At 69.5% G+C, this 14,490-nt stretch carries 16 protein-coding genes; 11 read left to right on the forward strand and 5 right to left on the reverse strand.

Annotated elements, in window-relative coordinates; translation table 11 throughout:
* Positions 1-3 precede the first annotated feature (3 nt).
* Positions 4-894, forward strand: a complete 891-nt coding sequence (locus ASF88_RS05150; RefSeq protein WP_055915099.1) for a M48 family metalloprotease — start codon at positions 4-6, stop codon at positions 892-894.
* A gap of 16 nt (positions 895-910) precedes the next feature.
* Here ASF88_RS05150 and ASF88_RS05155 read toward each other — a convergent pair whose 3' ends face one another.
* A complete protein-coding gene (locus ASF88_RS05155) occupies positions 911-1,339 on the reverse strand; it encodes a hypothetical protein (protein ID WP_055915102.1) in 429 nt (142 codons plus the stop codon).
* 78 nt (positions 1,340-1,417) lie between these two features.
* A complete protein-coding gene (locus tag ASF88_RS05160; RefSeq protein ID WP_055915105.1) occupies positions 1,418-2,626 on the reverse strand; it encodes a winged helix-turn-helix domain-containing protein in 1,209 nt (402 codons plus the stop codon).
* Between the two features lie 144 nt (positions 2,627-2,770).
* Between ASF88_RS05160 and ASF88_RS05165 the strand changes: the two genes are divergently transcribed.
* From ASF88_RS05165 to ilvA, 7 genes are read left to right on the forward strand one after another with little or no spacing between them, the layout of a single operon-like run.
* Positions 2,771-3,910, forward strand: coding sequence for an ABC transporter substrate-binding protein (locus ASF88_RS05165; protein WP_055915108.1), 1,140 nt, complete (start codon positions 2,771-2,773; stop codon positions 3,908-3,910).
* A complete protein-coding gene (locus ASF88_RS05170; RefSeq protein ID WP_055915111.1) occupies positions 3,889-4,869 on the forward strand; it encodes an ABC transporter permease in 981 nt (326 codons plus the stop codon). The genes ASF88_RS05165 and ASF88_RS05170 overlap by 22 nt, the downstream gene beginning before the upstream one ends.
* Positions 4,866-5,735, forward strand: a complete 870-nt coding sequence (locus ASF88_RS05175) for an ABC transporter permease (RefSeq protein ID WP_235493288.1) — start codon at positions 4,866-4,868, stop codon at positions 5,733-5,735. The genes ASF88_RS05170 and ASF88_RS05175 overlap by 4 nt, the downstream gene beginning before the upstream one ends.
* Positions 5,732-6,802 (forward strand): ABC transporter ATP-binding protein, encoded by a 1,071-nt coding sequence (locus ASF88_RS05180; protein ID WP_055915114.1) that lies wholly within the window; start codon positions 5,732-5,734, stop codon positions 6,800-6,802. Before ASF88_RS05175 ends, ASF88_RS05180 begins: the two co-directional genes overlap by 4 nt.
* A 13-nt stretch (positions 6,803-6,815) precedes the next feature.
* Positions 6,816-7,403 (forward strand): hypothetical protein, encoded by a 588-nt coding sequence (locus tag ASF88_RS05185; protein ID WP_055915117.1) that lies wholly within the window; start codon positions 6,816-6,818, stop codon positions 7,401-7,403.
* A gap of 45 nt (positions 7,404-7,448) precedes the next feature.
* Positions 7,449-8,669, forward strand: a complete 1,221-nt coding sequence (locus ASF88_RS05190) for an AI-2E family transporter (protein WP_055915120.1) — start codon at positions 7,449-7,451, stop codon at positions 8,667-8,669.
* Positions 8,670-8,724: 55 nt separating this feature from the next.
* Complete coding sequence (gene ilvA, locus ASF88_RS05195) at positions 8,725-9,990, forward strand: threonine ammonia-lyase (protein WP_055915123.1); 1,266 nt, start codon at positions 8,725-8,727, stop codon at positions 9,988-9,990.
* A 62-nt stretch (positions 9,991-10,052) separates the two neighbouring features.
* Here the strand turns inward: ilvA and greA are convergent, their stop codons facing one another.
* Positions 10,053-10,544, reverse strand: a complete 492-nt coding sequence (gene greA, locus ASF88_RS05200) for a transcription elongation factor GreA (protein ID WP_055915126.1) — start codon at positions 10,542-10,544, stop codon at positions 10,053-10,055.
* 123 nt (positions 10,545-10,667) lie between these two features.
* The gene (locus ASF88_RS05205; protein WP_082518756.1) at positions 10,668-11,129 is read right to left on the reverse strand and encodes a DUF4307 domain-containing protein; all 462 of its coding nucleotides are present in this window, start codon (positions 11,127-11,129) and stop codon (positions 10,668-10,670) included.
* 137 nt (positions 11,130-11,266) lie between these two features.
* On the opposite strand from ASF88_RS05205, the gene ASF88_RS05210 reads away from it, so the two are divergent.
* Positions 11,267-11,536 carry a hypothetical protein gene (locus ASF88_RS05210; RefSeq protein WP_055915129.1) on the forward strand — a complete coding sequence of 90 codons (270 nt, stop codon included), beginning with the start codon at positions 11,267-11,269 and terminating at the stop codon, positions 11,534-11,536.
* A 12-nt stretch (positions 11,537-11,548) separates the two neighbouring features.
* Here the strand turns inward: ASF88_RS05210 and trhA are convergent, their stop codons facing one another.
* A complete protein-coding gene (trhA, locus tag ASF88_RS05215; protein ID WP_082518757.1) occupies positions 11,549-12,352 on the reverse strand; it encodes a PAQR family membrane homeostasis protein TrhA in 804 nt (267 codons plus the stop codon).
* 72 nt (positions 12,353-12,424) lie between these two features.
* Between trhA and ASF88_RS05220 the strand changes: the two genes are divergently transcribed.
* Positions 12,425-13,219, forward strand: coding sequence for an isoprenyl transferase (locus ASF88_RS05220; protein WP_055915133.1), 795 nt, complete (start codon positions 12,425-12,427; stop codon positions 13,217-13,219).
* 126 nt (positions 13,220-13,345) lie between these two features.
* Positions 13,346-14,464 (forward strand): aminotransferase class V-fold PLP-dependent enzyme, encoded by a 1,119-nt coding sequence (locus tag ASF88_RS05225; protein ID WP_055916699.1) that lies wholly within the window; start codon positions 13,346-13,348, stop codon positions 14,462-14,464.
* Positions 14,465-14,490 lie beyond the last annotated feature (26 nt).

Here is a 14,490-nt window from a genome sequence, read left to right on the forward strand (position 1 = left end):
TCGATGTACAGGGCTATCGCCAGGAACAAGCGCAACACCGTCTTCATCATCCTGCTGTTCCTGATTCTCATCGGTGCGCTCGGATGGCTGTTCTCGGTCATCTACAACAGCTGGGCGATCCTCGCCTGGGTCGCGATCGGCGCGATCGTCTATGCCGTCTTCCAGTACTTCATGGCCTCCAGCCAGGCGATCAGCATGTCCGGGGCGGTCCCGATCACGAAGGCCGACAACCCGCGCCTGTGGAACGTCGTCGAGAACCTGTCGATCACGACCGGTACCCCGATGCCGGCCGTCTACATCGTCAACGATCCCGCACCCAACGCGTTCGCGACCGGGCGTGACCCGCAGCACGCCTCCGTAGCTGCGACCACGGGCCTCCTCGACATCATGAACGACGCCGAGCTGGAGGGCGTGATGGCGCACGAGCTCGGCCACGTGCGCAACTACGACATCCGCCTTTCGATGATCGTCTTCGGCCTCACCGTGGCGATCGGGCTCATCGCCGACATCTTCGTGCGCATGGCGTTCTTCGGCGGCAACAACCGCAACAACAACAACGGTGGCGGCGGCAACCCCTTCGTCCTGGTCGCGGGCCTGATCGCCGCGATCATCGCGCCGCTCGTGGCCACACTCGTGCAGCTGGCCGTCTCGCGGCAGCGCGAGTACCTCGCCGACGCGACGGGCGCGATGACGACGCGGCACCCGGACGCCCTGGCGAGCGCCCTCCTGAAGCTGGAGGAGTACGGCCGGCCGATGCGCCGTCAGAACAGCAGCATGGCGCACCTCTGGATCGCCGAGCCGCTCAAGCCCAGCCTCATGAGCCGCCTGTTCTCGACACACCCGCCGATCCCGGAGCGAGTGGACCGCCTCGAGAAGATGGGCTCCACCTTCTGACGGAGGTCCGTGGCGGCTACGCCTCGGCGGCCTCCAGCTCGGCGGTGCCGGTGTAGCGGTAGCGCACGCGTGTGCCCACGGCCTGCTCGTCGAGCGGGCGCCACTCGGTGCCCACGTTGGTACCGCCGTCCACCAGGTCGATGTCGCGGATCAGCTCGGCGGGAGCGCCGTCGTGGTAGCCGGTGATGACCTCGGCGTAGACGGTCGAATCGGGGTTCAGCAGCACGGCGATGTAGTGCGTCGACTCGCGGATGTCGTCCGTCGTGACCCACATCCGGCCGTCGAACTGCACGTGCGCGCGGCCGTCGGATCCGCGTTTGACGCCGGTGACGATGCCGTCGCGCCAATGATCGCCGTCGCGGTAGGCGAAGAGCTCGCGCATGGGCTGTTCGAAGTCGGCCTCGTCGGCCCCGTCGGCGTTCAGATACTCCAGCGGTGAACTCATGCCCGCACCTTACCCCCGCGCGCGGCGGCTCCGCGAGGGTGCTTCAGGAGACCGGCGGAGGAGCCACATCAAGGCGACTCAGAGCTCGGCGGCGAGCACCGGAGCCAGGTCGCCGCGGGCTCCGTCGGCGACCTGCACCTCGCCGAGACCCTGCCACGCGGCGGTCTGCGCCAGCAACGGCACGAGACGCTCGGCGATCGGGCCGCCGTTGCCGGACTCGGTCCACGCGGACTGCACCCGCAGCACGCCGGCCTGCCGGTCGCTCTTGAGGTCGATGCGGCCGACGAGCTCGTCGTCGAGCAGGATCGGGAGCGAGTAGTAGCCGTACACGCGCTGGGGCGCCGGTGTGTAGATCTCGATGCGGTAGTGGAACCCGAACATCCGCAACGCGCGGTCGCGGAACCAGACGACCGGGTCGAACGGCGACAGCAGCGCGGAGGCCTCGATCGACCGCGGCTTGCGCGCGTCACGGTGCATCCAGGCCTTCACCGGGCGGCCGCCCGCGCCCTCCCACCCGCGCACCTGGACGGGGATGAGCTCGCCCGCGTCTTCGAGCTGCTGGAGGCCGACCTGCACCGCAGGACCCTTCAGCCGGTAGTAGTCGGCCAGGTCGCGCACCGTGCCGATGCCGTGCGCCACCGCCGAACGACGCAGCAGCTCGCGGATGGCGTCGCCATCGTCGACCGTGCGGTCGAGGATGCTCGCGGGCAGCACGTCGTCGACCAGCCCGTACCGGCGCTGGAACCGTGTGCGGCCGGCGATCGCGACCTCGCCGAACAGGAACATCCGCTCCAGCGCGCGCTTGACCTCCGACCATCCCCACCACGGCCCGGAGCGGCGGTTGGCGTCGTGCTCGATCTCGCTCGCCGCCAGTGGCCCCTTCTCGGCGAGCTCGGCACGCAGCCACTGCAGCGTGCTCTCGTTGGCGGCGAACCAGGCGTTGCCGGTGCCGTAGCGCTCGCGGTAGGCGCGCATGCGCCAGCGGAACAGCGGCCAGTCGTCTTTGCGCACGAACGCGGCCTCGTGCGCCCAGTACTCCGTGTGCGGCCCACGGGCGTCGAACGTCAGCCGGTCGAGCAGGGTGCGGTCGTACGGGCCGAGGCGAGCGAAAGCCGGGAGGTAGTGGCTGCGCTCGAAGACGTTCACCGAATCGATCTGCAACAGGTTGATGCGATCGATGAGCGCGTTGAGCTGACGTATTCCCACGACCGCCGGCTGCGGCCTCCCGAACCCCTGGGCGGCGAGCGCGATGCGGCGCGCGAGGGCGGGGGAGAGCTGTTCGACCACGGGTCGACCTTATCGGCAAGGTCCGACATCGATCGTTCACCGACGCGTTACTCTCCGCTGGCCCACGCGTACCCCGGCATCCCTAGCGTGGCGTCGAGCCGGGTCGAACGCCCGGCCACCAACCCGTGCACTGGAGGATATTCCGTGATCAACAAGCGCGCTCGCGTCGCCGGCCTCGCTGCCGCTGCGACCGTCGTCGCCCTCTCGCTCGCCGCCTGCTCGGGCGGCGCCGACGCGAGCAGCACAGCAGACGCAGGCAAGGTCGCCACCGCCACCGACGTCGCGTCGGCGGGCGGGATGGACGCCCTGGTCGCCGCCGCGAAGAAGGAGGGCAGCCTCAACATCATCGCCACCCCCGGCGATTGGGCCAACTACCAGGAGATCTTCGACGGCTTCACCAAGAAGTACGGCATCACGATCAACCCGAGTCAGGACTCCGCCTCCAGCCAGGAGGAGATCGACGCGGCCAAGAAGCTGAAGGGCCAGGATACCGCTCCCGACACGTTCGACGTCGGTTCCTCGGTCGCGCTGGCGAACACCGAGTACTTCGCGCCCTACAAGCCGACCGGCTTCGCCGACATCCCGGACGCCCAGAAGGACAAGGACGGCCTCTGGAAGGTCGGCTACTACGGCGTCATGTCGGTCGGCTACGACGCGAACAAGATCAAGACCGCGCCGAAGTCGTTCTCCGACCTGCTCAAGCCGGAGTTCAAGGGCGCGGTCGCGCTCAACGGCAACCCGACCCAGGCCGCGGCCGCGGCGGGCGCCGTCGCCTACGCCGACCTCCAGAACGGCGGCACCCTCGACGACCTGACCCCGGGCATCGAGTGGTTCACGAAGCTGAAGGCCGCGGGCAACTGGAACGCCGCCGACGGCAAGCCGAACACCATCGCCTCGGGCGAGACCCCGGTGCTGCTCGACTGGTCGTTCAACCAGAAGGGCTACACGACCTCCGACACCATCAAGTCGGGCGGCATCGACTGGAAGTACGTCGTCCTCCCGGGCACCGCGTACGTCGGCTACTACAACCAGGCGATCAACAAGGATGCGCCGCACCCGGCCGCCGCGCGCCTGTGGGAGGAGTACCTCTACAGCGACGCCGCTCAGAACGCCTGGCTGAAGGGCGGCGCCTACCCGGCCCGCGTCGACGCCATGGAGAAGGCGGGAACGCTCGACACCAAGGAGTTCCCGGGCAAGCTCGACAAGGTGGCCGTCATGACGGACAAGCAGGCCACCGACGCGGGCACGCTCCTCAACGCCAAGTGGGCCAACGCAGTCGGCTGATGACCGAGACCATCGCCGCACCCGCGGCCGACGCTGCCGCCGGGGTCACCTCGAGTGACTCCCGGCGGCAGCCGTCGTCGGCCGCCCGTTCCCAGCCGAAGCGCCGGCGCCGCGGAGGCGTCGCCGCCGTGCTCGGCCTCACCCCGTTCGCCTTCTACGTCGTGATCTTCCTCGCCGTGCCCACTCTCGTGGCGGTCGGCAGCGGCTTCGTCGACGGGGAGGGCCGGTTCACCTGGGCCAACCTCACCGGGCTCGCCGAGCCCGCGATCGCCGGGTCGTTCTTCGGCGCATTCTGGCTCTCGGCCGTCACCGCGATCGTCGGCGCCGTCGCGGGGGCGGCGCTCTGCTTCGCGATGCTGCACTCGCGTCCCGGCGGGACGGCGCGCTCACTCGTCGACTCGGCCAGCAGCGTGCTCGCCCAGTTCGGCGGCGTCATGCTGGCGTTCGCGTTCATCGCGACCATCGGCGCGCAAGGACTGGTGACGGTGCTGCTCCGCAACACCTTCCACATCAACATCTACGAGAACGGCGTCTGGCTCTACACGGTGCCCGGCCTGATCCTCCCGTACCTCTACTTCCAGATCCCGCTCATGGTCATCACGTTCCTCCCCGCGCTGGAGGGCCTGCGCCCGCAGTGGCTCGAGGCGACGGCCACCCTCGGCGGCACCCGCTGGACCTACTGGACCCGCGTCGGCGGCCCGATCCTGCTGCCGTCGTTCCTCGGCAGCCTCCTGCTGCTGTTCGCCAATGCGTTCTCGTCGTACGCGACCGCGGCCGCGCTGGTCGGCCAGGCGAACAACATCGTCTCGCTGCAGATCCGCCAGGCGCTGATCTCGGAGACCGTGCTCGGCCGCGCCAACCTGGCCGGCGCGATGGCGCTCGGGATGCTCGTGGTCATGGTCGTGGTGATGCTGGCCTACTCGGCACTCGTGCGACGCACCGCGAGGTGGCAGCGATGAGCGGCCAGACCCAGCTGCGGCTCGGTCCGGGCCCGGTCGTCCGCACCGTCATCTGGGTGGTGCTCGGCGCGTTCTTCCTGATCCCGCTGCTCTCGATGCTCGAGTTCACCCTCCGCACGGCCAAGCCGGGCGTCTACAGCTTCGACCGGTGGATCGCGGTGTTCGGCGGAGGCACGACACGGTACGACCGCGTGTACCAGGGGCTCGGCAACTCGCTCGTGCTCGCGGTCGTCACGGTCGCGATCGTGCTGCTCGTGCTGCTGCCGACGATCGTGCTGGTCGAGCTGCGGTTCGCCAAGCTGCGCCGGCTGCTGGAGGCCGTGTGCCTGCTGCCGATCATGATCCCGGCCATCGTCATGGTCGTCGGCCTCGCCCCGACCTACGCCGTGGTCACGCAGATCTTCGGCTCAGGCACCTGGACGCTCGCCTTCGCATACGGGATCACCGTGCTGCCGTACGCCTACCGCGCCATCCAGAGCAACGTCGCCGCCGTCGACATGATCACGCTCAGCGAGGCGGCGCGCTCGCTCGGCGCCGGCTGGAGGACCGTGTTCTGGCGCGTGCTCGTGCCGAACCTGCGCCGCGGCATCCTCGCCGCCTCCGCCCTCTCCATCGCGGTCGTGCTCGGCGAGTTCACCATCGCCTCCCTGCTCAGCCGCGTGAACCTGCAGACCTCTCTGCTGCTGGTCTCGCAGTCCGACCCGTTCGTCGCGGTCATCTTCGCCCTGCTGGCGCTGGTGTTCGCCTTCGTCCTCCTCGTGGTCGTCGACCGCGTCGTCAGCGCTCGCCGCCGCACGCGGGACCGCCGCGTCGCGCCGGACCATAGCCTCCCGCCGGACCATCGCCTCCTGAAGGGCTCGTCATGACCGTCCTCGCTGAATCCGCCCTCGCCGCCGCCCGGGTCGGCTCCACCGTCGAGCTCGACGGCCTCGTCCGCGACTTCGGCGGCGGCGCCGGGCTCGCCGGGTTCTCCCTGCACGCGGAGCCGGGGGAGTTCATCGCGCTCCTCGGCCCCTCCGGCTGCGGCAAGACGACAGCCCTGCGCTCGCTGGCCGGGCTGGAGCGCGTCGACTCCGGACGCATCCTCATCGACGGTCGCGACGTCACCGACGAGCCCACGAACCGCCGCGACCTCGGCATGGTCTTCCAGTCGTACTCGCTGTTCCCGCACCTGACGTCGGGTCAGAACGTGGAGTTCGGGCTGCGGATGCGCAAGGTGGCTGCGGGGGAGCGCCGTCACCGCGCGGCCGAGGCGCTCGAGCTGGTGGGCCTCGACCACCACGCCGACAGGTACGCGCACCAGCTGTCCGGTGGCCAGCAGCAGCGCGTCGCGCTGGCGCGGGCCCTCGTGACCGAGCCCCGCGTGCTGCTGCTCGACGAGCCGCTCTCGGCGCTTGACGCCAAGGTCCGCGTCCAGCTGCGCGAGGAGATCCGTCGCATCCAGACCGAGCTCGGGATCACGACGTTCTTCGTCACGCACGACCAGGAGGAGGCGCTCGCCGTCGCCGACCGCGTGGCGGTCATGCGCTCGGGCGCGATCGAGCAGATCGGCACTCCGGAGGAGCTCTACCACCGGCCGGCGACGGCGTTCGTCGCCGAGTTCGTCGGCCTCACGAACCGGGTTCCCGGCAGCGTCTCCGCGGGCGTCCTCCAGGTGCTCGGCCAGACCGTCCCGCTCGCCGCTCCCGTCGCGGACGGCCCGGTGACCGCGTACGTGCGCCCGGAAGACGTGCTGCTCGCTCCGGAGGGCCTGCCGGCGGAGGTGCTCACCACGAGCTTCCTCGGCGCGCTGCGGCGAACCCGCGTGCGCCTGGCCGACGGCTCGGAGCTGGCCGTGCAGCACGGCGCTCGGGAGCTGCCCGCTCCGGGCGAGCGGGTGCATGTCGCGCTGTCCGGCACGCCGGTGACGGTCGCGCCCCGGGAGACCCGCTAGTAGAGTAATCCTCATGTCTGGCATCGTCCCGGGGGCGGACGCCGAAGCTTCGGACGCCATCGACCCCTCATCCTTCGTGAAGACCCTCTCGCCGAGTGACGTGGTCACTCGGATCCGTCCGGGCGACATCCTGCACTGGCCGCCCTTCTTCTTCCCCATCGACACCATCAGCCCGACCCACACCGTCGGGAAAGGCCGCACGAACCTGACGCTGATCGCGTCCGACATCATGCAGACCGACACCTCGGGGACGCCGTACGCGTCGTTCACGTTCCGTCAGGTGCCCTCCGGAGGCCCTGGCGTCTCCGTGCACTTCGACCCGGGAGCGTACGGAGCCACGGGCGTGGCGAGCTACGTCGTCTCGTTCCTCATCTCCACCAGCGGACCTGTGTCGCTCACGGTCGGCGCCTACGCCGGCGCCGGCAGCGTCACGGGAACCGGCGTCAAGACCGTGAACGGCAACGTGTCGGTCTCGGTCGGCTTGCAGAACGTCGCGCCGGGACAGGCGACGTACGCCTCCATCCAGCAGACGTCGTCCGGCCCGTCCTGGTCGTGGTTCTCGACCTCCATCGAGCACCCGCCACTGGTGTTCGAACCCTGAACAGACCCTCAGGAACCCTACGGTTGCGCCCCTAGACTGACGGGCATGGCAGAGAGCGACGCCCCGGCACCGCAAGACCCCAGCCCGTCGGTCAGGGCGCGCTTCCTGAGACGTCGACGCGATCTCGGGGCGCCGGCCGAGCCGGTCGACGAGTCGTTGCCGCGCGGCGTGCGGCTCGCCGGCGCGTGGTCGTGGCGGCTGCTGGTCATCGGTGCGGTCATCGCGGTCGCGATCTTCCTGATCGTCCAGCTGCGCCTCATCGTCGTCCCGGTGCTCATCGCGGTGCTCCTCGCTGCGCTGCTCGTGCCGTTCAAGGACTTCCTGGTCAGGCACCGTTGGCCCTCCTGGCTCGCGATCGTCACCACGCTGGTCCTGCTGGTCGTGGTCGTCGGAGGACTCTGCTACCTCGCGATCTGGCAGGTCACCCGGCAGAGCCACGAACTCCAGGTCCAATCGGTGGCGGCCTTCGAGCAGTTCAGGGACTGGCTCAGCACCGGCCCGCTCGGCTTGACCCCGAACCAGATCGACAGCGCGTTCCAATCGCTCTGGTCCTCGCTCCAACAAGACAGCCAGGTCTACATCTCCGGTGCGCTCTCCATCGGCTCCACGGTGGGCCACGTGCTCACGGGAGCTCTGCTCACGCTGTTCAGCGTGCTGTTCATCCTCATCGACGGACGCAGCATCTGGGGCTGGATCGTGCGCGTCTTCCCGAAGAGCGCCCGCAGTGCCGTGGACGGCGCGGGCCGGGCCGGCTGGACGACGCTGCGCAACTTCGCCAAGGTGCAGGTGCTCGTCGCTTCCATCGACGCGCTCGGCATCGGCCTCGGGGCCTTCTTCCTCGGGCTCCCGTTGGTCATCCCGATCGCGGTGCTGGTGTTCCTCGGATCGTTCATCCCGATCGTCGGCGCGGTCATCACCGGAGCCCTCGCGGTCTTCATCGCCCTCGTCTTCAAGGGCTGGGTCTTCGCGCTGATCATGCTCGGGGTCGTGCTGCTGGTCCAGCAGATCGAGGGGCACGTCCTCCAGCCGCTCATCATGGGCACCGCTGTCAAAGTGCATCCGCTCGCTGTCGTCCTCGCTGTCGCGGCCGGGTCGTTGCTCGCCGGCATCCCCGGTGCGCTGTTCGCGGTCCCGTTCGTCGCCGTGCTCAACGTGATGGTGCACTACGTCTCGTCCGGCGCCTGGAGGGACAAGCCACCGGAGGCCATGGCCGCCCCCGCGGGAGCCATCTGGGAGGTCGTGCCGAGGCCGCTGCGCCGGCCGTGACACCGGCACGGGTCGCATACATCTGTCGGTATACGACCGCGAGTAGGCTGTGCGAGTGGACACCGCGACCGAACCGACGCGCACACCGTTCGCCGGCCCCAGCCTCGACGAGATCGAGGCGGCCCGGGCGATCGTGAGCCTGGTCGCGCAGCCGACTCCGATCGAGACCTCCCGGTATCTCACCGATGTGATCGGCGCTCCCGTCATCCTCAAGTGCGAGAACCTCCAGCGCACCGGCTCCTACAAGATCCGCGGGGCTTATCACCGGCTCTCGAAGCTGACCGCCGAAGAGCGCGAGCGCGGCGTCGTCGCGGCGTCCGCCGGCAATCACGCGCAGGGCGTCGCCTTCGCCGCGCGCGAGCTCGGCATCCACGCCACGATCTTCATGCCGGTCGGCGTCGCGATCCCCAAGTTCCAGGCCACCCGCGCCTACGGCGCCGACGTGGTGCTCAGCGGCAGCATCGTCGACGAGACGCTGCGCGCGGCCGCCGACTTCGCGGCGGAGACCGGTGCGGTGCTCATCCCGCCGTTCGACCACCCGGACGTGATCGCCGGCCAGGGCACACTCGGGCTCGAGATCCTCGACGAGGTGCCGGACGTCTCGACCATCGTCGTCCCCATCGGCGGCGGCGGTCTGATCTCGGGTGTCGCGAGCGCCGTCAAGCAGCGCGGGGCTCTCGAGGGCCGCACGATCCGGGTGATCGGCGTGCAGGCGGCCAACGCCGCCGCCTACCCCGCCTCACTGGAGGCCGGGCAGCCCACCGAGATCGGGCTCGTCGCGACGATCGCCGACGGCATCGCGGTGAGCAAGCCCGGCATCCTCAACTTCGAGATCGTGCGCGACGCGGTCGATGCGGTCGTCACGGTCACCGAGGACGACATCGCGCGCGCCCTCCTGGTGCTGCTGGAGCGGGCCAAGCTCGTGGTCGAGCCGGCCGGCGCCGCGGGCGTGGCGGCGATCCTCGCCGGTCTCGTGCCGGCGGACGCACCGGGCTCGGTCGTCGCCATCCTCTCGGGCGGCAACATCGACCCGCTCCTCATGCAACGCGTCATCGCCCACGGACTCGCGGCCTCCGACCGCTACCTGCGGCTCACGATCATGCTGCCCGACCGTCCGGGACAGCTCGCGCGCATCGCCGAGATCCTCGCCGGCGTCAACGCCAATGTCGTGGAGGTCCTCCACACACGGCACGGCAACGGCCTGCAGCTCAGCCAGGTCGAGCTCGACGTCTCGGTGGAGACCCGCGGGACCGAGCATAGCCAGCAGGTCATCCACGTGCTGCGTCAGGCCGGCTACGACCCCGTCCTCGAGGACGACTAGTTCTCGGTCGACTTCTCGCCCGCTTTTGAGCGGCCGCTGCGGTTTTGAGCGGCCGCTGCGGGTTACTGGCCCGTGTAGGTCTCGACCTTGGTGACCTGGACGGCGATCTGGCGGCCGTTGGGGGCGGTGTACTCGGTCTTGTCGCCGACCTTCAGCCCGAGGATCGCGGAGCCGAGCGGGCTCTGCTCGCTGTAGACGGGGAGGTCGGTGCCGGCCGCGATCTCGCGGTTGCCGATCAGGAAGACGCTCTCGTCGCCGGCGATGGTCGCGGTGATGACGGTTCCGGGCTCCACGACGCCGTGGCTCTCGGGAGCGGCGCCGACGGTCGCGCTGCGCAGCAGGTTCGTGAGCTGCACGATGCGGGCCTCGATCTTGCCCTGCTCGTCCTTCGCGGCGTGATAGCCGCCGTTCTCTTTGAGGTCGCCCTCCTCGCGGGCCGCCTCGATGCGCTTCGCGATCTCGTTACGGCCGTTGACGCTGAGCTCCTCGAGTTCGGCCGAGAGACGGTCGTACGCGTCCTGGGTCAGAAAGGTGACCTGAGACTCCTGGGACATGATGAACTCCTTCGCGCCTGCGGTATGACCGCTTCGGCTGATTCCCGGCCGGAGCCGGTCATGGTGCAATGCCGGTGGGTAAAGTAGACGCCCCGGCCTCGGCCGGGGCGTATCCAGAGAATGTTAGGTCAGCCAGCAGGTGTTAATCAAACCCGTGTTGCTCTGCGCGATGGTCCGGATCGTCTCCGTGTGCGTCGACACGCGGGCGTCGGAGGCCGGGTAGCTCACGATGCGCCAGCCCACGATCGCGTAGTCGTCGTTGAGTGCCTGCAGCGCGCAGGTGACAGCGGTTCCCGGCTGGGTGTTGATGGTGAACGTGATCTCGACATGGTGCGCGTCGGGAATGGTGTACGCGGTGTCCGTGGCCTCGAGGTCGGCCTGGTTGTTGTCCCAGCCGGCCCAGAACACCCAGGCGGTCACGACGGCGACCACGGCGAGCGCGCCGCCGGCCAGCAGCCAGCGGTCGCGGCGGCGTCGGCCGGGAGTGCGGCCGTAGCGGGACTGGAGGGTGGGCGACTCGGGGGCGGGCGACTCTGCAGTGGGTGACGGCGTCTGCTCTGATGGCGTTCGGGTCTCGCGTGCCATCGCTTCGCGGTCCGCCTCTCGGTGCGTGTCCAGGCCCGCCGTCGGGGCGACGGTAGGCTGAGACAAGACTAGGAGACGAAGCTGAGAATCACGCTTCGCCCCGTGCGCGCCTCCCGACCTGAAAGCGAACACTCCCCATGCCTGAGCTGCTGCTGAAGGCCGGCGTCTGGCTGGCCGCGACGCCGACCCCGACGCCGACGTCCGGCCCGAACGAAGACCAGGTGACGCCCGGCGTCGTGGGCTTCACGGTCACCTTCCTGATCGCCGTGGCCGCCGTGCTGCTCGTGATCGACATGACGCGACGCATCCGCCGCGTGCGTTACCGGGCCGAGATCGCCGAGAAGCTGGACGCGGAGCAGTCCGGCCGCTCCGATGACGACGAGCAGGGGCCGACCGCCTCCTCCTGACGCCCGCCGGGCTCAGCCGTTGTAGGCGGGATGCATCGCGATCAGCAGTGTCGCCGTCCAGTGGCAGAGGAACGCCAGGACGGTGAGGGTGTGGAAGATCTCATGGAACCCGAACACCCCGGGGAAGGGGTTCGGGCGCTTGATGCCGTAGATCACGGCGCCGATCGTGTAGAAGACGCCGCCGACGCACACCAGCACCATCATCGCGACGTTGGCGTTCACCAGGTCGACGATGTACATCATCGCCGCCCAGCCGAGCAGCAGATAGATCGGCACGTAGAGCCAGCGCGGAGCGTTGATCCAGAACACCCGGAAGCCGATGCCGAGCAATGCGCCTCCCCACACGATGCTGAGCAGCAGGATGCCCTTCTGCGGGGGAAGGGCAAGCACGGCGAGCGGCGTATAGGTGCCGGCGATGAGCAGGAAGATGTTGGCGTGGTCGATGCGTTTGAGCACGACCTTCGTGCGCGGCTTCCAGTTGAAGCGGTGATAGAGGGCCGAGTTGCCGAACAGCAGCATCGACGTGAGCATGAAGACCGCCGACGCCCACTTGGCCGCGGTGCCCTCCGCCAGGGAGATGAGCACGATCCCGGCTGCGATGGTGACCGGGAAAGTGCCCGCGTGGATCCAGCCACGCCAGGTCGGCTTGATGTCGGTGGGGTTCGCGGGAGACGCGTCGAGAAGCGGGATGTTCGGCAGCAGCGGACCGCGCGCGTCGTCCTCTTTGACGGCGGCGTCGGCGGGCGGAAGGTCTGCGACGGGCTCGGCGAGGAGCTCGGCGACATCCTCGGGCTCGGGGGCGTTTCGCGGCGTCATGGAGCAAGAGTAGGGGAGCCCGGTGGTCGGATGCTGAGAGACGTGCCTGGCGCGCCGCGCTAACGTAGCTGCGTGAGCAGACGGAGTTCCGAGACGGCCAACGGGCTGCTCTACGGGCTGTACCAGAAGCGGCTGCGACGGTATCTCGCCGGACTCGGTCGGGAGTCGCTGCCGCGCCACGTCGCGATGATCATCGACGGCAACCGGCGCTGGGCCCGCCAGGCGGGGCTCACCACGGTCGCTCACGGCCACCGGGCAGGCGCGGCCAAGATGCGCGAGTTCCTGGAGTGGTGCGACGACCTCGGGATCGAGGTCGTCACGCTCTACCTGCTGTCGTCGGACAACTTGACCAATCGCGACAGCTCCGAGATCACCGACCTGATCGAGATCATCGCCGAGCTGGCGGACGACCTGTCCCGTTACCGCGACTGGCGCATCAAGCACGTCGGCTCGACGGCCGGCCTCCCCGAACGGCTGGTGCAGGCGCTCGCCGACGCCGAGAAGCGCGCCGCCGGCAGGACGGGCATGCACGTCAACCTGGCGGTCGGCTACGGAGGCCGCAAAGAGATCACCGACGCGATGCGCAGCATCGTGGCGGCCCATCACGCCGAGGGCGGCAGCCTGGAGACGCTGGCCGACCTTCTCACCCCGGATCTCATCGGCGCGCACCTCTACACCGGCGGCCAGCCCGATCCCGATCTGGTCATCCGCACCTCCGGGGAGCAACGGCTGAGCGACTTCATGCTGTGGCAGAGCGCGCATAGCGAGTTCTATTTCGTGGAGGCCCTGGGTCCCGACCTGCGTCAGGTCGATTTCCTGCGGGCGATGCGCGACTACTCGCGCCGTCAGCGTCGCTACGGCTCCTAAAAAGGTGGGCGAGCCGTCGGAGGCGGCGGCCCGCGCCCGGGTGATCCTGGGCGTGAACGGCTGACCAGGTCGTCATCGATTCGTCACGACCGTCGCGGACCCGGCAGGATGGTCGCGGAGGTCAGGATGACGACGATCGAGGAGTTCGCCGCCGGATTCGGCGAGGAGCCGGGATATCTGGACTACGGGCGGGTAGGACCGCTGTCGACGGCGGTGCGCGCCGAGCTGCTGGGACAGTACGAGGTGCTCTCGAAGGCCCGCTTCGGCACGATCGAGCGGATGCACGCCGAGAACGGGCGCGTCCGCGAGGCCGTGTCCGCCCTGACCGGCTTCCCCGCCGGGCAGATCGCGTTCCAGCCCAACGCCTCCACCGGACTGATGCACGCCGCCTTCGGCCTGACGGGCGGGGAGGTGCTGCTGTCGGCCGCCGAGTTCCCGAGCGTGACGTACGCGGCGGTCCGCGCGGCGCAGGCCATGCACGTCGTGACGCCGGTCTGGCTCGAGACCGACCACGGGCGGGTCACGCCGGCGCAGATCCGCGAGCAGATCACCGACGCCACCACCGCGGTCATGGTGAGCCTTGTGGACTCGCGCACGGGCTACCTCGCCGACATCGACGGGATCCGCCAGGTGATCGGCGACCGCCTCCTCGTGGTCGACGCGATCCAGGGCTTCGGTGTGGTCGACGCACCGTACGAGGTCGCCGACGTGGTCGTCTCCGGCGGCCAGAAGTGGACGCGGGCGGGGTGGGGAACCGGTTTCATCGCACTCAGTGAGCGGGCGATCGAGCATCTGACCCCCGTCTTCAGCGGCTGGGTGGGCACCGGCGCCGGCGAACTGTGGGACGAGGTCGTCGACCCGGCCCGCGACGCGTCCGCCTTCACGGTTTCCAATGCCGACCCGGTGGCCGAGGCGCGCTTCGCCGCCGCACTGGAGGAGACGGCAGCGGTCGGCGTCTCCGCGATCGCCGCCGCGATCTCCGACCTCGCCGAGCAGGTGATCGACCTCGCCGACGAGTTCGCCGTGCCGGTCGCCTCGTCGCGCAACGCCGCCGAGCGCGCGGGGATCGTCGTGCTGGAGCCGCGGCCGGACGAGCTCACAGTGCTCGCGGCCTCCCTCTTCAACCACGGCGTCTCGGCCAAAGTGCGCAGCACCAGCGCGCGGATCAGCGTGCACGCGGGAACGACGGAGGAGACGCTCGACATGCTGCGCGCGGCGCTGACCTCGTACGCCTCGGCGACCTGATCCCGCGCCTCCCACAACTGGGGGTG

The organism is Leifsonia sp. Leaf336, assembly GCF_001423695.1.
Classification (GTDB): domain Bacteria; phylum Actinomycetota; class Actinomycetes; order Actinomycetales; family Microbacteriaceae; genus Leifsonia.

What these genes read in the sequence shown, in the direction of transcription:
- ASF88_RS05150 (WP_055915099.1), top strand. Translation starts at nt 4, where the DNA reads ATGTACAGGGCTATCGCCAGGAACAAGCGCAACACCGTCTTCATCATC.
- ASF88_RS05155 (WP_055915102.1), bottom strand. Translation starts at nt 1,339, where the DNA reads ATGAGTTCACCGCTGGAGTATCTGAACGCCGACGGGGCCGACGAGGCC.
- ASF88_RS05175 (WP_235493288.1), top strand. Translation starts at nt 4,866, where the DNA reads ATGAGCGGCCAGACCCAGCTGCGGCTCGGTCCGGGCCCGGTCGTCCGC.
- ASF88_RS05180 (WP_055915114.1), top strand. Translation starts at nt 5,732, where the DNA reads ATGACCGTCCTCGCTGAATCCGCCCTCGCCGCCGCCCGGGTCGGCTCC.
- ASF88_RS05185 (WP_055915117.1), top strand. Translation starts at nt 6,816, where the DNA reads ATGTCTGGCATCGTCCCGGGGGCGGACGCCGAAGCTTCGGACGCCATC.
- ASF88_RS05190 (WP_055915120.1), top strand. Translation starts at nt 7,449, where the DNA reads ATGGCAGAGAGCGACGCCCCGGCACCGCAAGACCCCAGCCCGTCGGTC.
- greA (WP_055915126.1), bottom strand. Translation starts at nt 10,544, where the DNA reads ATGTCCCAGGAGTCTCAGGTCACCTTTCTGACCCAGGACGCGTACGAC.
- ASF88_RS05205 (WP_082518756.1), bottom strand. Translation starts at nt 11,129, where the DNA reads ATGGCACGCGAGACCCGAACGCCATCAGAGCAGACGCCGTCACCCACT.
- ASF88_RS05210 (WP_055915129.1), top strand. Translation starts at nt 11,267, where the DNA reads ATGCCTGAGCTGCTGCTGAAGGCCGGCGTCTGGCTGGCCGCGACGCCG.
- trhA (WP_082518757.1), bottom strand. Translation starts at nt 12,352, where the DNA reads ATGACGCCGCGAAACGCCCCCGAGCCCGAGGATGTCGCCGAGCTCCTC.
- ASF88_RS05225 (WP_055916699.1), top strand. Translation starts at nt 13,346, where the DNA reads ATGACGACGATCGAGGAGTTCGCCGCCGGATTCGGCGAGGAGCCGGGA.